The sequence below is a fragment of the Brasilonema sennae CENA114 genome, assembly GCF_006968745.1.
GTDB lineage: Bacteria > Cyanobacteriota > Cyanobacteriia > Cyanobacteriales > Nostocaceae > Brasilonema > Brasilonema sennae.
This window is the reverse complement of the sequence record NZ_CP030118.1, coordinates 7,688,243-7,702,947: the sequence shown is the minus strand read 5'-3', so window position 1 is coordinate 7,702,947 and position 14,705 is coordinate 7,688,243. Positions and strand designations below refer to the sequence as shown.

12 protein-coding genes are annotated in these 14,705 nt (G+C 42.2%); 9 read left to right on the top strand and 3 right to left on the bottom strand.

Features of this window, described 5'->3' with window-relative positions; all coding sequences use genetic code 11:
- Positions 1-124 precede the first annotated feature (124 nt).
- Positions 125-238: a cytochrome b6-f complex subunit V gene (gene petG, locus DP114_RS32055; RefSeq protein ID WP_048871568.1), complete on the bottom strand. Its 114-nt coding sequence runs from the start codon at positions 236-238 to the stop codon at positions 125-127.
- Between the two features lie 351 nt (positions 239-589).
- Between petG and DP114_RS32050 the strand changes: the two genes are divergently transcribed.
- Entirely contained in the window at positions 590-964 is a 375-nt protein-coding gene (locus DP114_RS32050; RefSeq protein ID WP_169264052.1) for a c-type cytochrome, read from the top strand.
- A gap of 736 nt (positions 965-1,700) precedes the next feature.
- Positions 1,701-3,179, top strand: a complete 1,479-nt coding sequence (locus DP114_RS32045) for a CoA-acylating methylmalonate-semialdehyde dehydrogenase (protein WP_171978041.1) — start codon at positions 1,701-1,703, stop codon at positions 3,177-3,179.
- Here DP114_RS32045 and DP114_RS32040 read toward each other — a convergent pair.
- Positions 3,170-3,451: a DUF2087 domain-containing protein gene (locus DP114_RS32040; protein ID WP_169264054.1), complete on the bottom strand. Its 282-nt coding sequence runs from the start codon at positions 3,449-3,451 to the stop codon at positions 3,170-3,172. The genes DP114_RS32045 and DP114_RS32040 overlap by 10 nt on opposite strands.
- 269 nt (positions 3,452-3,720) lie before the next feature.
- Here DP114_RS32040 and DP114_RS32035 point away from each other — a divergent pair, with 269 nt between their 5' ends.
- The 6 genes from DP114_RS32035 (at position 3,721) to DP114_RS32010 (ending at position 12,551) form a co-directional block, all read left to right on the top strand.
- A complete protein-coding gene (locus tag DP114_RS32035) occupies positions 3,721-4,152 on the top strand; it encodes a hypothetical protein (protein WP_211178342.1) in 432 nt (143 codons plus the stop codon).
- A 644-nt stretch (positions 4,153-4,796) separates the two neighbouring features.
- The gene (locus DP114_RS32030) at positions 4,797-7,190 is read left to right on the top strand and encodes a WD40 repeat domain-containing protein (RefSeq protein WP_171978040.1); all 2,394 of its coding nucleotides are present in this window, start codon (positions 4,797-4,799) and stop codon (positions 7,188-7,190) included.
- A gap of 134 nt (positions 7,191-7,324) precedes the next feature.
- The gene (locus tag DP114_RS32025; RefSeq protein ID WP_318284301.1) at positions 7,325-8,302 is read left to right on the top strand and encodes a helix-turn-helix transcriptional regulator; all 978 of its coding nucleotides are present in this window, start codon (positions 7,325-7,327) and stop codon (positions 8,300-8,302) included.
- Positions 8,303-8,425: 123 nt separating this feature from the next.
- Positions 8,426-11,107, top strand: a complete 2,682-nt coding sequence (locus DP114_RS32020) for a TonB-dependent siderophore receptor (RefSeq protein WP_246162934.1) — start codon at positions 8,426-8,428, stop codon at positions 11,105-11,107.
- 165 nt (positions 11,108-11,272) lie between these two features.
- Entirely contained in the window at positions 11,273-11,980 is a 708-nt protein-coding gene (locus tag DP114_RS32015) for an O-methyltransferase (RefSeq protein WP_171978038.1), read from the top strand.
- A complete protein-coding gene (locus DP114_RS32010) occupies positions 11,967-12,551 on the top strand; it encodes a PepSY domain-containing protein (protein ID WP_246162932.1) in 585 nt (194 codons plus the stop codon). Before DP114_RS32015 ends, DP114_RS32010 begins: the two co-directional genes overlap by 14 nt.
- 150 nt (positions 12,552-12,701) lie before the next feature.
- Here DP114_RS32010 and DP114_RS32005 read toward each other — a convergent pair whose 3' ends face one another.
- Positions 12,702-14,387, bottom strand: coding sequence for an NAD(P)H-quinone oxidoreductase subunit 4 (locus tag DP114_RS32005; protein ID WP_171978037.1), 1,686 nt, complete (start codon positions 14,385-14,387; stop codon positions 12,702-12,704).
- Between the two features lie 224 nt (positions 14,388-14,611).
- Between DP114_RS32005 and DP114_RS36465 the strand changes: the two genes are divergently transcribed.
- Complete coding sequence (locus DP114_RS36465) at positions 14,612-14,695, top strand: VENN motif pre-toxin domain-containing protein (protein WP_169264089.1); 84 nt, start codon at positions 14,612-14,614, stop codon at positions 14,693-14,695.
- Positions 14,696-14,705 lie beyond the last annotated feature (10 nt).

Below are 14,705 nucleotides of genomic sequence, written 5' to 3'. Positions count from 1 at the left end.
AGATAACAATTCAAAATTCAAAATTCAAAATTCAAAATTCAAAATTAAGAATTCAGAATTTCTTATGATCTCCCCTACCTCCAACAGAAGGTGCTATATCCCTGTGTCCTCGGTTCCGATGACTTTACAGACCGAGTTGATTGCCACGCTTGTATTGCTCGTAAGCTTTGTAAAACAACCCAGCCAAGGTTACAAAGATTAGACCCAGTACAATGCCGTCAAGCAAGGGTTCAACCACGTTAAATCTCCTTTTGTGCTACTGTTCAATATTTTCTTCCCATCATTGATTCTACCAAATTTGGCAGAATTGCTTCTTCCAAAGAAGAACTCAGGCGTGGTGCACACGTCAACTTAAGCCAAAACCCTTTTCAAATATCGTTTCCAGGTAGAACTGGAAATGCCGTCAAAGCAGCTTTGCCACAACTCACCGAAGGCAGCAAATAGCCGCTTGTTTTCTCCTTCCTTCCCTCGTTCATCCCCCTGCTGAGTTAGCAAAAAAACATTTGTGCTTGCAGACACCATCAAGAACTTTTAAGCTATGTGTATGAAATGAAAACTTTTTGTACACTTTGACTTAAAAAGTAAACATTTGGATAACCAGATTACCAAAACTGAAACTTTGATTTGGCGAATCATATTAACGGCGCTGGCGATTCTGCTAGTAGTCCTTGTGAGCATTTTTGCCGTTCGGATTATGAGAACTGCCGATCCATACGTCAAAAGCGTTCTATCGCTCAAAGGGGACCTAGCACTTGGACACGCCATCTTTCAAATCAACTGTGCTGGCTGTCATGGCTGGGAAGCAGATGGGCGCGTAGGTCCTAGTTTACAAGGAGTCTCAAACCGCAAATCCCCATATGGTTTGATTCATCAAGTCACTAGTGGTGAAACCCCACCCATGCCGAAATTTCAACCCAAGCCTCAAGAAATGGCAGATTTGTTGAGTTATTTAGAAACGCTTTAACTTGAGCGCCAATTCCGCCAATTTCCAAGTATAATGCGTCTGGTGGCGATTTTAAATGGGAGACACCACAGTTCCAAACAAAATTATCTTGTAAGTTTACCTCCGGCTAGAAGCCGGAAGCTTTCGCCACAAACTTCTAGAACGTAGATTTGTAGTGCGCTCACGAAACTAGCGGTTGGTTCCTGTTCAGGTTTACAACACTAGTCCTTGAACCTCAAGGACGACTTCGCTCAATATCAAAGCTTCGGCTCCCTATGCCCTGCGGGCACGCTACGCGAACGGCTACGCTCAGGGCAAGCCGCTCAGCTTTGACCGTTCGATATTGCTTCTACTTCCCTTGACAATTCCCGGACGCCCCTATTAACCCGCTCGCGTAGTCGAAGGGTTAACCACGGTTTGCGTATCAATCTCCAATACTTGCCTACTGCGAGACTTTTTCTGCGTGGTTACCGAGCGTGCCTTTCGCGATTTCGGCATATAATGTGTATACCACATTGGTCTACAAAATGCCAGAAAAACAATTACACATTAGAATTTCTGAGGAAGAGTATGAAAAATTTCTCAGATATTGCAAGAAGAAAAAGCGTACCCAGTCAGACGTTGTTAGAGAGTTTATTCGTTCATTAATTGATAGCGAATAAATTCGCCGTGTCGTATTTCATCCCTGAACTAAAGTTACAAGGCGTACTATGGGTGAAGTGCAAGATTTGAACTGTGCAGATTTAATAATTAACTGATGGAAAAAGTGATGACATTACCCAACTACATTAATGGTCAGTGGTGTACATCTAGTACTATGGAATACTTGGATGTCCTCAACCCAGCAACAGCAGAGATACTGGTTAAAGTGCCTTTGTCACCTGCTTGTGAGGTAAACGAAGCGGTAGAAGCAGCAGCAGAGGCTTTTGTGAGTTGGCGACGCACTCCACCCACGGAACGAGTGCAGTACTTATTTAAACTTAAGAATCTGCTAGAAGAGAATTTAGAAGACTTGGCTCGTACAATTACATTAGAATGCGGTAAAACGTTGGCAGAGTCCCAAGGCGAGATGCAGCGTGCTATTGAAAATGTAGAAGTTGCTTGTGGTATCCCTATGATGATGCAGGGTACGAACCTAGAAGACATTGCCAGAGGTATCGATGAAATGATGATTCGCCAACCTTTGGGAGTTGCTGCAGTCATTGCCCCATTTAATTTTCCGGGGATGATTCCCTTTTGGTTCATGCCTTATGCCCTAGCCTGCGGTAACACCTACATTGTCAAGCCGTCGGAGAAGGTACCGCTAACAATGCAAAAAATCTTCCAGTTGTTAGAAAAAACAGGATTGCCCAAGGGTATCGTCAACTTGGTAAATGGTGCCAAAGAAGCTGTAGATGCAATTTTGGATCATCCTAAAATTCGAGCAATAAGCTTTGTTGGTTCTACACCTGTCGCTAAATATATATATAGTAGGGCGGCGGCAAATGGCAAACGTGTCCAATGCCAAGGTGGTGCAAAAAATCCCCTGATTGTTTTACCAGATGCAGATTTAGAGATGACAACACGCATTGCTGCTGACAGTGCTTTTGGTTGTGCAGGACAACGTTGTCTTGCTGCTTCAATAGCAGTGACTGTGGGACAAACGCGTCACACGTTTACAGAAGCAATAGCCGAGACTGCTAAAAAACGAGTTGTCGGTAATGGTTTAGAATCAGGCGTAGAAATGGGACCAGTGATTACAACCCAAAGTAAGACACGAATTGAGGATTTGATTCAAAAGGGGGCAAATGAAGGGGCGACGGTGTTAGTGGATGGACGAGATCCGAATATATCTGGTTATGAAAATGGTAATTTTATACGTCCCACGATTCTGCAAAACGTTGACCCAGCAGGTGAAATAGCCCGGACGGAAATTTTTGGTCCGGTGCTGAGTTTGATACATTTGGAGACTATTGAACAGGCGATCGCCCTGATCAACAGCGGTCAATATGGCAACATGGCTTGTCTTTTCACCACCAGTGGCGCAGCTGCCCGTAAGTTCCGTTATGAAGCAGAAGCTGGTAATATTGGTATTAACATAGGAGTTGCCGCACCAATGGCGTTTTTCCCGTTCAGTGGTTGGAAAGAAAGCTTTTTTGGTGATTTACACGGTCAAAGCAATCATGCTGTAGAATTTTTTACTCAAACCAAAGTCGTCGTGGAACGTTGGCCTAAGGATTGGTCGCGTCAATTTTGAAGATTGCGCCAGTAAGCGGAACCATCCCGCTTTCTGTCAATTAACCCGCTTTCAAATAACTCTCGTCTCAACATCGCGGGGTCGCCAAAGGTGTGGTGCCCATTAAGCAGTGCATTCACCTCTTTTTCTGTATAAACAATACCAACCTCAAATTTTGACGCTAAATACTCCAACACCAACTTTTGAAACTTTCCCTTATTGCGCTTGGAGGGCCACTCTTTGATACGTCCCTGTTCATCAAGATAGCTTTTGAGTTCTTCTGTGTAATTCATAAATCATTTTGGTGCTGTGTTACAAAGAAAGAAACATTAAGACCAATCACGATTTCGTATCAATTTTTTGGAAAATCGACTCAACCCAGTGCTAAAGTGGGCACTTAAGTAAGGGTCATTTCGTCACCATCAGTTATACTAGACAAACTTTAATTAACAGTAGTAAGCACCAGACAAGTCAACTGCTGCAGATGTTCATTGGGAATTTAGCAGCAGTCAAGTTTGTTGCAATTAGTCTATGGTACAGAGTTTTTCTCAGTAGTTTTTCTATGAAAAAGATTACATTGTCACAGGTCGTGAAGGAGTGGAACGTGAAAAAAGCGTTAATGACAAAAACACTGTTCGCATCACTCAGTTTGTTAACTTTATTTGCCCCACAAAGTGCTCATGCTCAAATCGTACCGCAACCTTGGGTATCAGTTGGTAGCCAAGATGGTGATGTTACCTATTCTGTAGGCGCAAGGGCTTTGAATTTGGGAGCAGAGTTAGGATTTGGTCCTGACGGTTCTACAGGTGTAGATATATTAAAATTTATCAGCTTGCCTGTGATTTCACCTTATGTAGGGCTGGGATACTATTCAGCAGATAAGGGTGTTGCTTTTTCGGGTGGGGTTCAGGTAAGCGCTACCGATAAAGTTTTCGTTGGTGTTGGTTACAACTCTGTTCGAGGAATCAACGGTCAACTCGGAATCAGGTTTTAATTTTTGTCTCTATACGTCTTTTTCCAAGGTATGTGAAATATAGGGTTCCACGTACCTTACCTCAACATTTTTCTAATCAGCAAGATAGATGATTAATCTCCTTTTTTAAAGCTAATTGATGTTTTTTCTACTTCTCACGTGATTGATCTCTCAAATGAACTACTAAGATGTAAAAAACACAATTTATGAGAGATGAAGCCAAAAGCATTATCTGACAACTCATTTAAAATTGTTATATAGCAATCCGTGCAGGAGTTGTGAAATTACTCGTTGAGGTAGGGAACGCTTAACGCTTAACGCTTAACAGGGAAGAAGAATGTACAAATGTACTTTTTTTTCTCACAAATGAAATAGGACTGCTATATAATAATTGAGTAAACAGAAAAGCCATTGATTAGGTTGTAATATCAATTTTTATAATTATCAGCTATTTATAATTCTTCTCCGTAAACGAAATATTTGTGGAACTTGTTTTTTGATTATTTATGGCATATTATTTCTTTTTGAATAAAGAATCAAACGCCAGTTAGTAGTAGGATATGCTATATCTATCTTTCGGTGTAGATAGCAGGAATTAACGCAAAATATGGCTATTATCAAGCATTAAACAGTATTAACTGTATTGATCTGGCAGATATATTTTTATGGATATAGGAGTAAGATTACTGTTTCAAATAGTATTAGAGTTGACACCTGTCATTGCAGCTTTAATACAAAAAAGAAATGAAGAACGTCCGACACTCGCAAAATACTTAGCTTCCCAAGAGATTAAAGAATTTATTCAATCTGTTAGCAGTGTTAGTCAGAGTATCACTCATTCGGGAAAACTGGAGCAAGAAAAAATTCAGCAACAGCAATTAGCATTTGATGTTCAAAAAACACAACTAAAGATAGCAACACAACAGCAAGAAACAGCGCTCAAATTACCAGAAGCACAGAAAATTTTTGAAAATTGGCCTTTACGATTATTGCCTTCACAAATTTTAGAGTCTCATACCAAGAATCAACGCACTCCACTAAAAATTTTTCTTGCTCCTCCTAAAATAAAGTTTGATAAATTTGATAATCGAGGAGAAGATATTTCAGATATCGAGTTCATGTTAGCTGAAGGTTTACGAGAATTTCTTAATCAGCATTATTCTCTACACAATCCAGTTAGACCGACAGAGTTTTTAGCAGGGGCTTGGGATAGTAAGCGTTTTCATAGTGAATCAAGTATTAAGGCTCTGTTTGGAACATTAAAAACAGAGCCTGTTTTAATTTTAGAGTCAGAAGCTGATGGAGATTATCTAAATTTTCGTATTGGTTATTGGGGAATTGGACAAGAGAATTTTTATTATTATAAAACGATTTCTCGCTTACCATACAAGGAAATTGTTGATGAGTCAGCAATAAGTCGTGCTAAGAAGTGGAAAATAATAAGAGATGAACTGATTGCACTGGGAGAAAGCTTAGAGGAAATTAATCAGATTGGCGGAGAAAATGTGAGCAACTTGGCAACTTTGGAAAAAGCAGAAAAATGGAAAGAAAAAGGAATTGATATTAGTCAATTGGGCTTACAATACCAAGTGAATCGCCAAGATATTGAAAAACTCTGCCAGGTTTTGATTACGTGTCATACCCTTGCTGCAAGTTGGGTAGCAGATGCATATCACTTGGTTCATAATGATGTTCCTCCACTACTACCTGAATTACTACCTAGTTTTCTGACAAACACTATTAATTCAAAATTGCTGCAAGCGATGTCTGACGACAACCCACTTTACATGTACGCTGCTGGATATAAACAACTTTACCAAGCCTTGGAAGTAGAGCGACATCACTGGATTCCTGATTTAGCATTGAAATTGGCGCAGACTTTATCGCATTTACTTGATGAGGTATGGGCAAAGGAACAGGTGGATTACTCAGTTAACACATGGTTGCAACTACGCCAAGTTTCACAACACAGAGAAATCCATCCTTTACGAGCAATGCAATCAGCTATAAAGATAGAAGATGAAGGATATATTGAAAAATTAAAAGAATATTTTACAGCAGTTGGTGATAGTCAAAGTGTCACCTATGCTGAGGAATTATTGAATGCTATTGCTCAAGAGAAAGACAAACGTCAACACGAATCTGTTTATCTTAGTCACACCCTGATTGGACACTCTGATAAAGTCACATCTGTAGCCATAAGCCCAGATGGACAAATTTTAGTCAGTGGGTGTGCAGATAAAACCGTAAAAATTTGGAATCTTAGTACAGGAAAAGTTGTCCGCACTTTAACTGAAAAAATTGGAGAAGTTTCATCAGTGGCTATTAGTCCTGATGGAAATTTGCTAGTTGTTGGTAGCTGCGAACACCCTAGAAATAATGTTAAAGTATGGCATCTTGCAACTGGTAAATTATTGCATACTCTTTTAGGGCATCAAAAACCTATTAACTGTGTAGTAATTAGTCCAGATGGACTAATTCTTGCCAGCGCTAGTAACAAAATTAAAATTTGGAACTTGCATACAGGCGATCCTCCAGCTCTTAGCCGCCCTTTGGGCGAACGCATTTCCACTCTTTGGCATTCATCCGCAGTTTATGCTGCTGCGATTAGTCCAGATAGTGCAATTCTTGCCAGTGGTAGCAGTGATCATAAGATTAGACTATGGAATCCAATCACAGGAGAACTATTAAGTACTCTTAGCGGGCATTCAGGTGAGGTGAAAGCAATAGCTATTTCTCCTGATGGTCAATTCTTGCTCAGCGGTAGTACAGATAAAACTATCAAAATTTGGCATCTTTGTACTGGTAAAGTATTACATACGCTGACTGGACATTCAGATGAAGTGACATCAATAGCTGTTAGTCCTGATGGAAAAACTCTTTATAGCGGTAGTGCTGATAAAACCATCAAGATGTGGCATTCGCAGACGGGAGAATTGCTGCAAACCCTTATAGGACATTCACAGGTGATAAACTCTGTTGCTATTAGTTCAGATGGTCGTTTTATTGCTAGTGGTAGTTCTGACAAAACAATCAAAATTTGGCGTGTAGGCTTTTGACTGCATTGAGCTAGCGTCCAACAGGAGTTCTGATCAGGTCAAAAGTGGTTGATAGATTGCGGTAAGATTATTGAGAATAAATATTATCAATTATAACTATCTACCCGTCGCCACCTATGACCATCACTCTGACAATGAAAGAGCACAGCGAACTTTGGAATGAAGCTTTTGAGAATACTACCAAAAACTTATCCTCAGAGCCTTATGAAATATTTGGTGAAATACCCAAGCAATTAGGCAAAGGATCTATGGAAGTAATCGAACTATATCCCACTCTCAAGCTGGCGATTTTTGACTATGAGTACCTCGATGACGTAGTAACTAAAATTCCTGATTACGAGCACCCTCTGCAATTTCGTGTTCATCTGTCAGGAAAAATCATAGATGAACACGGCAGACAGGTTGGCGAGGGATATACACTCATTTCTGGTAGTGGTATTCAACGAAAAATGACTATTCGAGAATTCCAGCGAGTTGTAGGTGTTGACATTGAGATGTCCTCTGATTTGTTGAGAACTTTTTTCCCTACAAATGATGGAAAAATTCTTCCAGAGTTGGATTTATTAGTGAAGGATAATGACTGGCAAACATTACTCTACCCAAGAACTACGATCGCCATCGAAGAAGTAGCACGGCAAATTGTCAACTGTCCTTACCAAGGAGTAATGAAGCGGATGTATTTACAGGCGAAGGTGGTGGAGTTGATGTCGTTGCAATTGACTCCTCTGTTAGCGGGTGAGGGTGGAGTGCAAAAATCGCCGCGACTTAAGAAAAGAACGATCGCCCGTATTCATCATGCCAGAGAAATTTTGCTCTCTCGTCTAGAGAATCCACCCTCATTAGTAGAATTGGGACAACAGGTGGGGGTAAGTGATCGCACTCTCCGTTATGGATTTCGGGAATTATTTGGTACAACAGTGTTTACCTATCTTACCGATAAACGCATGGAGCAAGCAGAGCAACTTCTACGCGAAGGGAAACTAACTGTTGCCGAGGTTGCCAACTTGGTTGGTTATTGCCATTTAGGACACTTTGCTGCAGCCTTCAAGCGCAAATTTGGGATCACACCCAGCGATTGTTTGTGGGGTGGAAAATCCCTTTGTGGATCGTAATGCCGTTTCGGGACTAATAACACCGTTTCCGGATAGACTTCATCACTGGTGTTTCTCTAGACTGAACTCAATTGCAATTAATAAAGATATGCAATAAGTTTTGTAGCTGGAGTGTGAGAAGCAGTGAAACGTTGGATATCTCTGCCCAAAATGCATTTGTGGCTAGTAGTCTGTTTGATAGGATACATTTTTAATTGTGTAGTCATTCAATCTGCTTTGGCAGAGGTTGAAACCGAGCATGGAAAGTCAACAACTACAACAACTAATAAGATTCGGCGATTAAGCGAGATTGAGCTCCCCGTCACTAATGCTAGTGGGTTGCTTTCTCAATCGTCAACACCACAACCAGCGCCCTCCTCAGAAATTTTGCAAGTGGTGCAAGTGACAGCAGTCAAGGCAAATTCCACAGGTAAAGGTGTGGAAATAATATTACAGACTACCAAGGGGCAACAATTACAACTCACCAATCGCAGTGCTGGTAACAATTTTATTGTCGATATTCCAAATGCTCAACTACGCCTACCCAGTGGCGAGGCATTCATATTCCGCTCGGAAAAACCAATAGCGGGTATTACTGAGATAAAAGTAACAAATCAAGATGCAAAGACAATTCGAGTCACGGTGACGGGTGAGGCGAAGTTACCACTTGTTGAGTTATTTGATGGTAATGAAGGTCTGATCTTTGCTGTTGCATCTTCTGTGCAGCAAGGGCAGCAGCCTCAAACACAACAGCCTACTAGTGAAACTCAGTCCCAAAAACCGCCCGACTCCCAAAGTGATGAGCCAATTGAGTTAGTGGTGACGGGTCAGCAAAACCAGTATACAGCACCTAATGCTTCCACTGCCACCGGCACCGAGACCCCGATTATTCAGACTCCCTTTGCAATTCAGGTAGTTCCTCAAGAGATAATTCGGGATCAGCAAGTCACACGCACAGAAGAAGCGCTGCGCAATATCAGTGGTGTCACTTACCAAGGAAGTTCAAACAACAGGAGTGGTGCGGATTTCAGCATTCGAGGGTTTACTGATGCCCCGATTCTGCGCGATGGATTTAGGCGGTATGGGGTTGTTCAAGCGCCTTTAGAAGTAGCCAATTTAGAGCGGATTGAAGTACTCAAGGGTCCGGCATCCATTTTGTATGGTGCGATTGAACCCGGAGGATTGATTAACGCGGTGTCCAAGCAGCCCTTGTCCGAGCCGTTTTACGAAACAGAATTACAAGTGGGAAGCCGGGGTTTGGTTCGACCCCGCTTTGACTTTTCGGGTCCCTTAAGCGCTGATGGTAAAGTACTCTACCGTCTGAATGGGTTGTACCAGAGATTGGACAGCTTTCGCAACCTTGACCAAGAAGATTCGCATATCTTTATTGCCCCGACACTTACCTGGAAAATAGGCGATCGCACCGATTTAGGAATTTCGCTGGAATATCTCGACAATAATCGCCCTGCTGATTTTGGTATCCCAGCTATTGGCAAAAAAATTGCTGATGTTCCACGGGATCACATTGACTCCGAACCTACTGACGCGGTGACAAATCAATATCTAAATGTTGGTTATAACTTGGAGCATCGGTTTAGTCGGAATTGGAAATTACGCAATGCCTTTCGCTATTCCTCCTATGACTACGATTTCAATGTTGTTGCGCTTCCCCTTTCTTTTGACGAAGCAACGGGTACAGTCAGTCGCTTTTTTGCCTCCCAAGAAGGACACGATGAGAATTATAGTTTGCAAGCTAACGTCGTGGGTGAGTTTGCTACGGGTCCTATCAATCACACTCTTTTATTCGGTGCAGACTACATTCATAGTGCAACAAACTTTTTCACAGTGTTTGATTTTACTACTCCTCTACCGTTGAATCTTTTCAATCCGGTTTACGGGGTGGCTAAACCCAGTGAGAATACATTACCGCCTTATGGCGGCACTGATGGAACATCCAATCGCTGGGGATTCTATCTGCAAGATCAGATTTCATTATTCCAGAATCTGAAGCTGTTAGCAGGTATCCGCTACGACACCATAGAATCAAAAACAGTCAACGTGCCGGGGCAGGTGACACAACCGGGTGAGACTACTCAAAATGATGATGCTTTTACTCCGCGTGTGGGGATTCTTTACCAACCGAGCAAAGCTGTATCTTTGTACGCCAGTTACTCAGAATCCTTCACTCCCAATACGACAAATACAGCAACGGGTGAACCTTTGGAACCGCAACGGGGCAAAGGTTATGAGTTTGGCGTCAAAACGGAGTTGCTAAATGGTAAACTGTTTGCCACGTTGGCATATTTTGATATTACCAAACAAAATGTGGCGGTTACCGATCCCAACTTCCCCCTTGCATCCATCGCATCTGGAGAACAGCGCAGTCGTGGGGTTGAGTTCGATGTCGCGGGAGAAATATTGCCGGGATGGAAGATCATCGCTTCCTACGCTTACATCAATGGTGAAGTCAGCGCTGATACCAATCCCGAATTGGTTGGCAATAGGTTATATGGTGTTCCCGAACATAGTGCCAGTTTATGGACAACTTATGAAATTCAGCGCGGTAATTTGCAGGGTTTAGGGGTGGGAGTTGGATTTAATTATGTTGGTGAAAGACAGGGGGATTTAGCTAACAGCTATCAGGCAGATGGTTATTTCATCACCAATGCAGCAGTTTTTTATCGGCGCAATAATTGGCGATTTGGGCTTAACTTCAAAAATATTGGTGATGTCAAATACATCGAAAGTGTATCGAATCTGCGAGGTGGAGGTAACATTTTTGGCGAACCATTGACCGTGATTGGCTCGGTTTCGCTGCAGTTTTAACCCCACCCTAACCCTCGCTGATGGCTTAGGGAGGAAAGCAGACAGATTCCTTCCTACCTTTCTAAGAAGGAATTGAGGAGGGTAGTTAAAAGAAGTTTCAAGATAGTCCACCATCCGCTAAAACTACTTTCTTCAGTGAAATAGCCTGATCAATTATTGATAACCATGAGCAAACTTTCTAAACCAAGCGCACTCAACGACGCGAAAGTTAAAACTGTTTTAAATCGACTGCACGCAGAAGCTGATAGGCAATTACCTAGATTAATTCTCCACTACTTGCCAAAGCTTCCTGGCTTATTTTTGGGTAAGGGCATTAAGTGGGATCAGACAAAAACTGAATATTATAACGATAAATACATTCCCATTGAACCAGACCAAGGAGAATTCCTGTATTTAATAGCCCGTGCTATTAATGCCAAAACTATTATTGAGTTTGGCACTTCTTTTGGAATTTCTACAATTTATTTAGCGACTGCCGTGAGAGACAATGGTGGCGGCATTGTTATTGGCACCGAAATTTTACATGAGAAAGTCGTGCAAGCCAGAAAAAATATTGCTGAAGCAGGACTAGAAACCTATGTGGATATTCGAGAAGGTGATGGTTTAAAAACACTAACAACTTTAAATAAAACAGTTGATTTAGTATTGATTGATGGCTGGCCAGAATTAGCTTTGGATGTATTAAAAATTATAGACCCATTTATCCGACCAGGCGGAATTGTTGTCTCTGATAATGTCAATACCTTTAAGGAGCCGCTCAAAGATTATGTTGATTTTTTGCAAAACCCTGCTAATGGTTATCGGTCATCAACTTTAAATTTAAAGGACGGAACAGAATTTTCAGTTAAAGTCAGGAGGCATGATGAAAATTAAACAGTTTCTATCAAGATGGTCAAGAACAATTCACCGATGGGTTGGGCTTTACTTTGCTGTGGTCATTGCAATTTACCTAATAGAAATAATTGCCCTTCCATCTGCTTTCAGTTCTGGCTTACCTACAGTTGACGGCAAACCACCCACTCAAACTGTTGCAGAAAATACCAGGTCTTTACTTTCTCTGGAACAGGCAACACATGCATTAATCTCTCTGCAGCCAGAGGGAATTAATACTTTAGAGGACATTGATGAAATTGCCTATCTACCAACTTTAGGCGTTTATCGATTTGAAAATAAAAAACGTCTGTTTGAGTGGTATCTTGATGCTCATAACGGCAAGTTGTTGAAATATGGTTTCAATGCTACCGATTTTTTGGAGTATCGAGGATTGCTAGGATGGTTTGCTCCCTGGATTCACAATCTGATTGAAATGTCCTTTTTGTTTTTTATGTCAACACTGGCAGTCAGCGGTGTTTATCTGTTCATTTATCCGTTTCTAGTAAAGAAAAATTCAGAGATGAAGTCAAGCGTAGTAGTACCAGGAGAAAGTCCATGCGACTCACAGTAAAACCCAAAATGTAGAAGCGATCAGGAGCATCTTAATTTTGCAAGACGCTAGTGGGAGAAAGATGCTCCCAGCTTTAACGTGAATTCGACCGTTTATGCGGTGGGGCGCGGGTTTAACACGTTCGTGCAGCGTGTCGGAAGGTTGCCAAGGTTACTTGATAATTCCCAAAACGGTTGGAACTTCAGATTCTGCGATTTTAGGAGCCAAGAAACCCTTGGCATATATATGAGGATTCGTTTGCGCGATTTGAGTATATGATTGGCGGACTTGAGTGTTCACCGCGACAGTCTTTACATCGTACATCTGCGTAGCTATCTTGGGATAAAATCCGATGCCGATAATCGGTAAGAGAAAACAGGCAGCGATGAACAACTCACGCGGTCTGGCATCTTCATAGACTGCTTGGTTAGGCAGGAGGCAGTCAGTACCGAAGCAAACTGCGCCTTCATCATCCTGATTCTCCGAGTCAGCATTGCCAATTTCGCATGAGAGTGCTGCACCAGAACCGTAAAATACTTGTCGCAGCATTGAGAGCAAATAGATCGGCGTGAGGATAACTCCCACTGCTGCTAAGAAGACTGTCACTGTGCAGAAAGTTGAACTGTAGATGTCGCTGGTCGTTACGCCAACGAAGACTGAAAGCTCACTGGCAAAGCCGCTCATACCAGGGAGAGCCAGCGACGCCATTGCACCAACCGTAAACAGGGCAAACACTTTGGGCATTGGCTGACCCATACCACCCATCTTTTCCATTACCATTGTATGAGTGCGATCGTAGGTCACGCCTGACAGGAAGAACAGCACAGCTGCTATTAAACCGTGTGAGATCATCTGCAACATCGCACCGCTGACTCCCAAGTCGGTAAAGGACGCAATACCCAGCAATACGAACCCCATGTGGGAAACCGACGAATACGCTAGGCGACGCTTCATATTGGACTGGGCAAAGGAGTTCAACGCGCCATAAATAATGTTGACGACGCCCAAAATGGCTATAATCGGTGCAAAGTAAATGTGTGCATCAGATAGAAGCTCCAAATTTAGGCGAATCAGTCCGTATCCACCCATTTTCAGGAGTACACCCGCCAAAATCATTGACACGGGAGCAGAAGCTTCACCATGTGCGTCAGGTAGCCAAGTGTGCAATGGGAAAACAGCCAATTTGACACCAAATGCAATCAGCAATCCTGCGTAAAGGGGCAGTTCTAGCGTCAGCGGGTAATTCTTCATGGCAAGCTCTACTATATCAAAGGTCATATTATCGTCGTAGAGTGCCATTGCCAGCGCCGCTACCAGAATGAAGATAGAAGCTGCTGCGGTATACAGTAAGAATTTCATTGCTGCGTAGCGACGCTTTTGTCCACCCCAAATCGAGACGAGTAGGTAGACGGGAACCAGTTCCAGTTCCCACATAATGAAAAACAGCAGCAAGTCTTGCGCGACGAATACCCCTATCTGTGCGGAATACAGTACCAGCATCAGAAAATAGAACAAGCGAGGCTTAATATTAACTTGCCACGCTGCAAATATCGAAAGTGTCGTCACCAGTCCTGCCAGAAGCACAAGCGGTACAGATAGTCCATCGACCGAAACTGCCCAGCTAAAACCTAATTGAGGCACCCAGGCATATTTTTCCGCGAGTTGAAAAGTCGCGCTGGTTGCATCGTAATGGGTCAAAAAGGCGTAGCACATCAAGACAAAGTCCGCAAATCCTATACCTAGGGCATACCATCGCACAACCTTGCCGTCTTTATCAGGCAATAAGGGAATGATTAGGGAAGCAATGAAGGGGAGGAGGATAATCGCGGTCAGCCAGGGAAATCGATCCGCTATCATAATTCAAATGAGCAAAAATACTTATCTGTTAATAATGTCATTCTACTAAACTTTGTAAAGATTGAAAAATTCATCTTTTCCTCAGATAAGCATATAGAAAAGTCTATCTTGCCAACAATTCTAAATTTGGATCTTTAGGACTTCACGACTTTGTTGCTGGAATTTAGCTTCTTCGCCGTAAGCCCCACGCTATAGTGGTACTCCACTTAGCGCTCTTGTTATAAGTGAAAGATTTAACCGAAGCACAAAAAGCCACACTCAAATTTCTCAGCACAATTGCCGGAGGCGCAGCTAGCTTAACGCCATAAAATAGTTTAT

Excerpts from the sequence above, each read along its gene's own strand:
- DP114_RS32010 (WP_246162932.1), top strand. The coding sequence starts at position 11,967 with ATGATGAAAATTAAACAGTTTCTATCAAGATGGTCAAGAACAATTCAC.
- DP114_RS32045 (WP_171978041.1), top strand. The coding sequence starts at position 1,701 with ATGGAAAAAGTGATGACATTACCCAACTACATTAATGGTCAGTGGTGT.
- DP114_RS32025 (WP_318284301.1), top strand. The coding sequence starts at position 7,325 with ATGAAAGAGCACAGCGAACTTTGGAATGAAGCTTTTGAGAATACTACC.
- DP114_RS32035 (WP_211178342.1), top strand. The coding sequence starts at position 3,721 with ATGAAAAAGATTACATTGTCACAGGTCGTGAAGGAGTGGAACGTGAAA.
- DP114_RS32040 (WP_169264054.1), bottom strand. The coding sequence starts at position 3,451 with ATGAATTACACAGAAGAACTCAAAAGCTATCTTGATGAACAGGGACGT.
- DP114_RS32030 (WP_171978040.1), top strand. The coding sequence starts at position 4,797 with ATGGATATAGGAGTAAGATTACTGTTTCAAATAGTATTAGAGTTGACA.
- DP114_RS32015 (WP_171978038.1), top strand. The coding sequence starts at position 11,273 with ATGAGCAAACTTTCTAAACCAAGCGCACTCAACGACGCGAAAGTTAAA.
- DP114_RS32005 (WP_171978037.1), bottom strand. The coding sequence starts at position 14,387 with ATGATAGCGGATCGATTTCCCTGGCTGACCGCGATTATCCTCCTCCCC.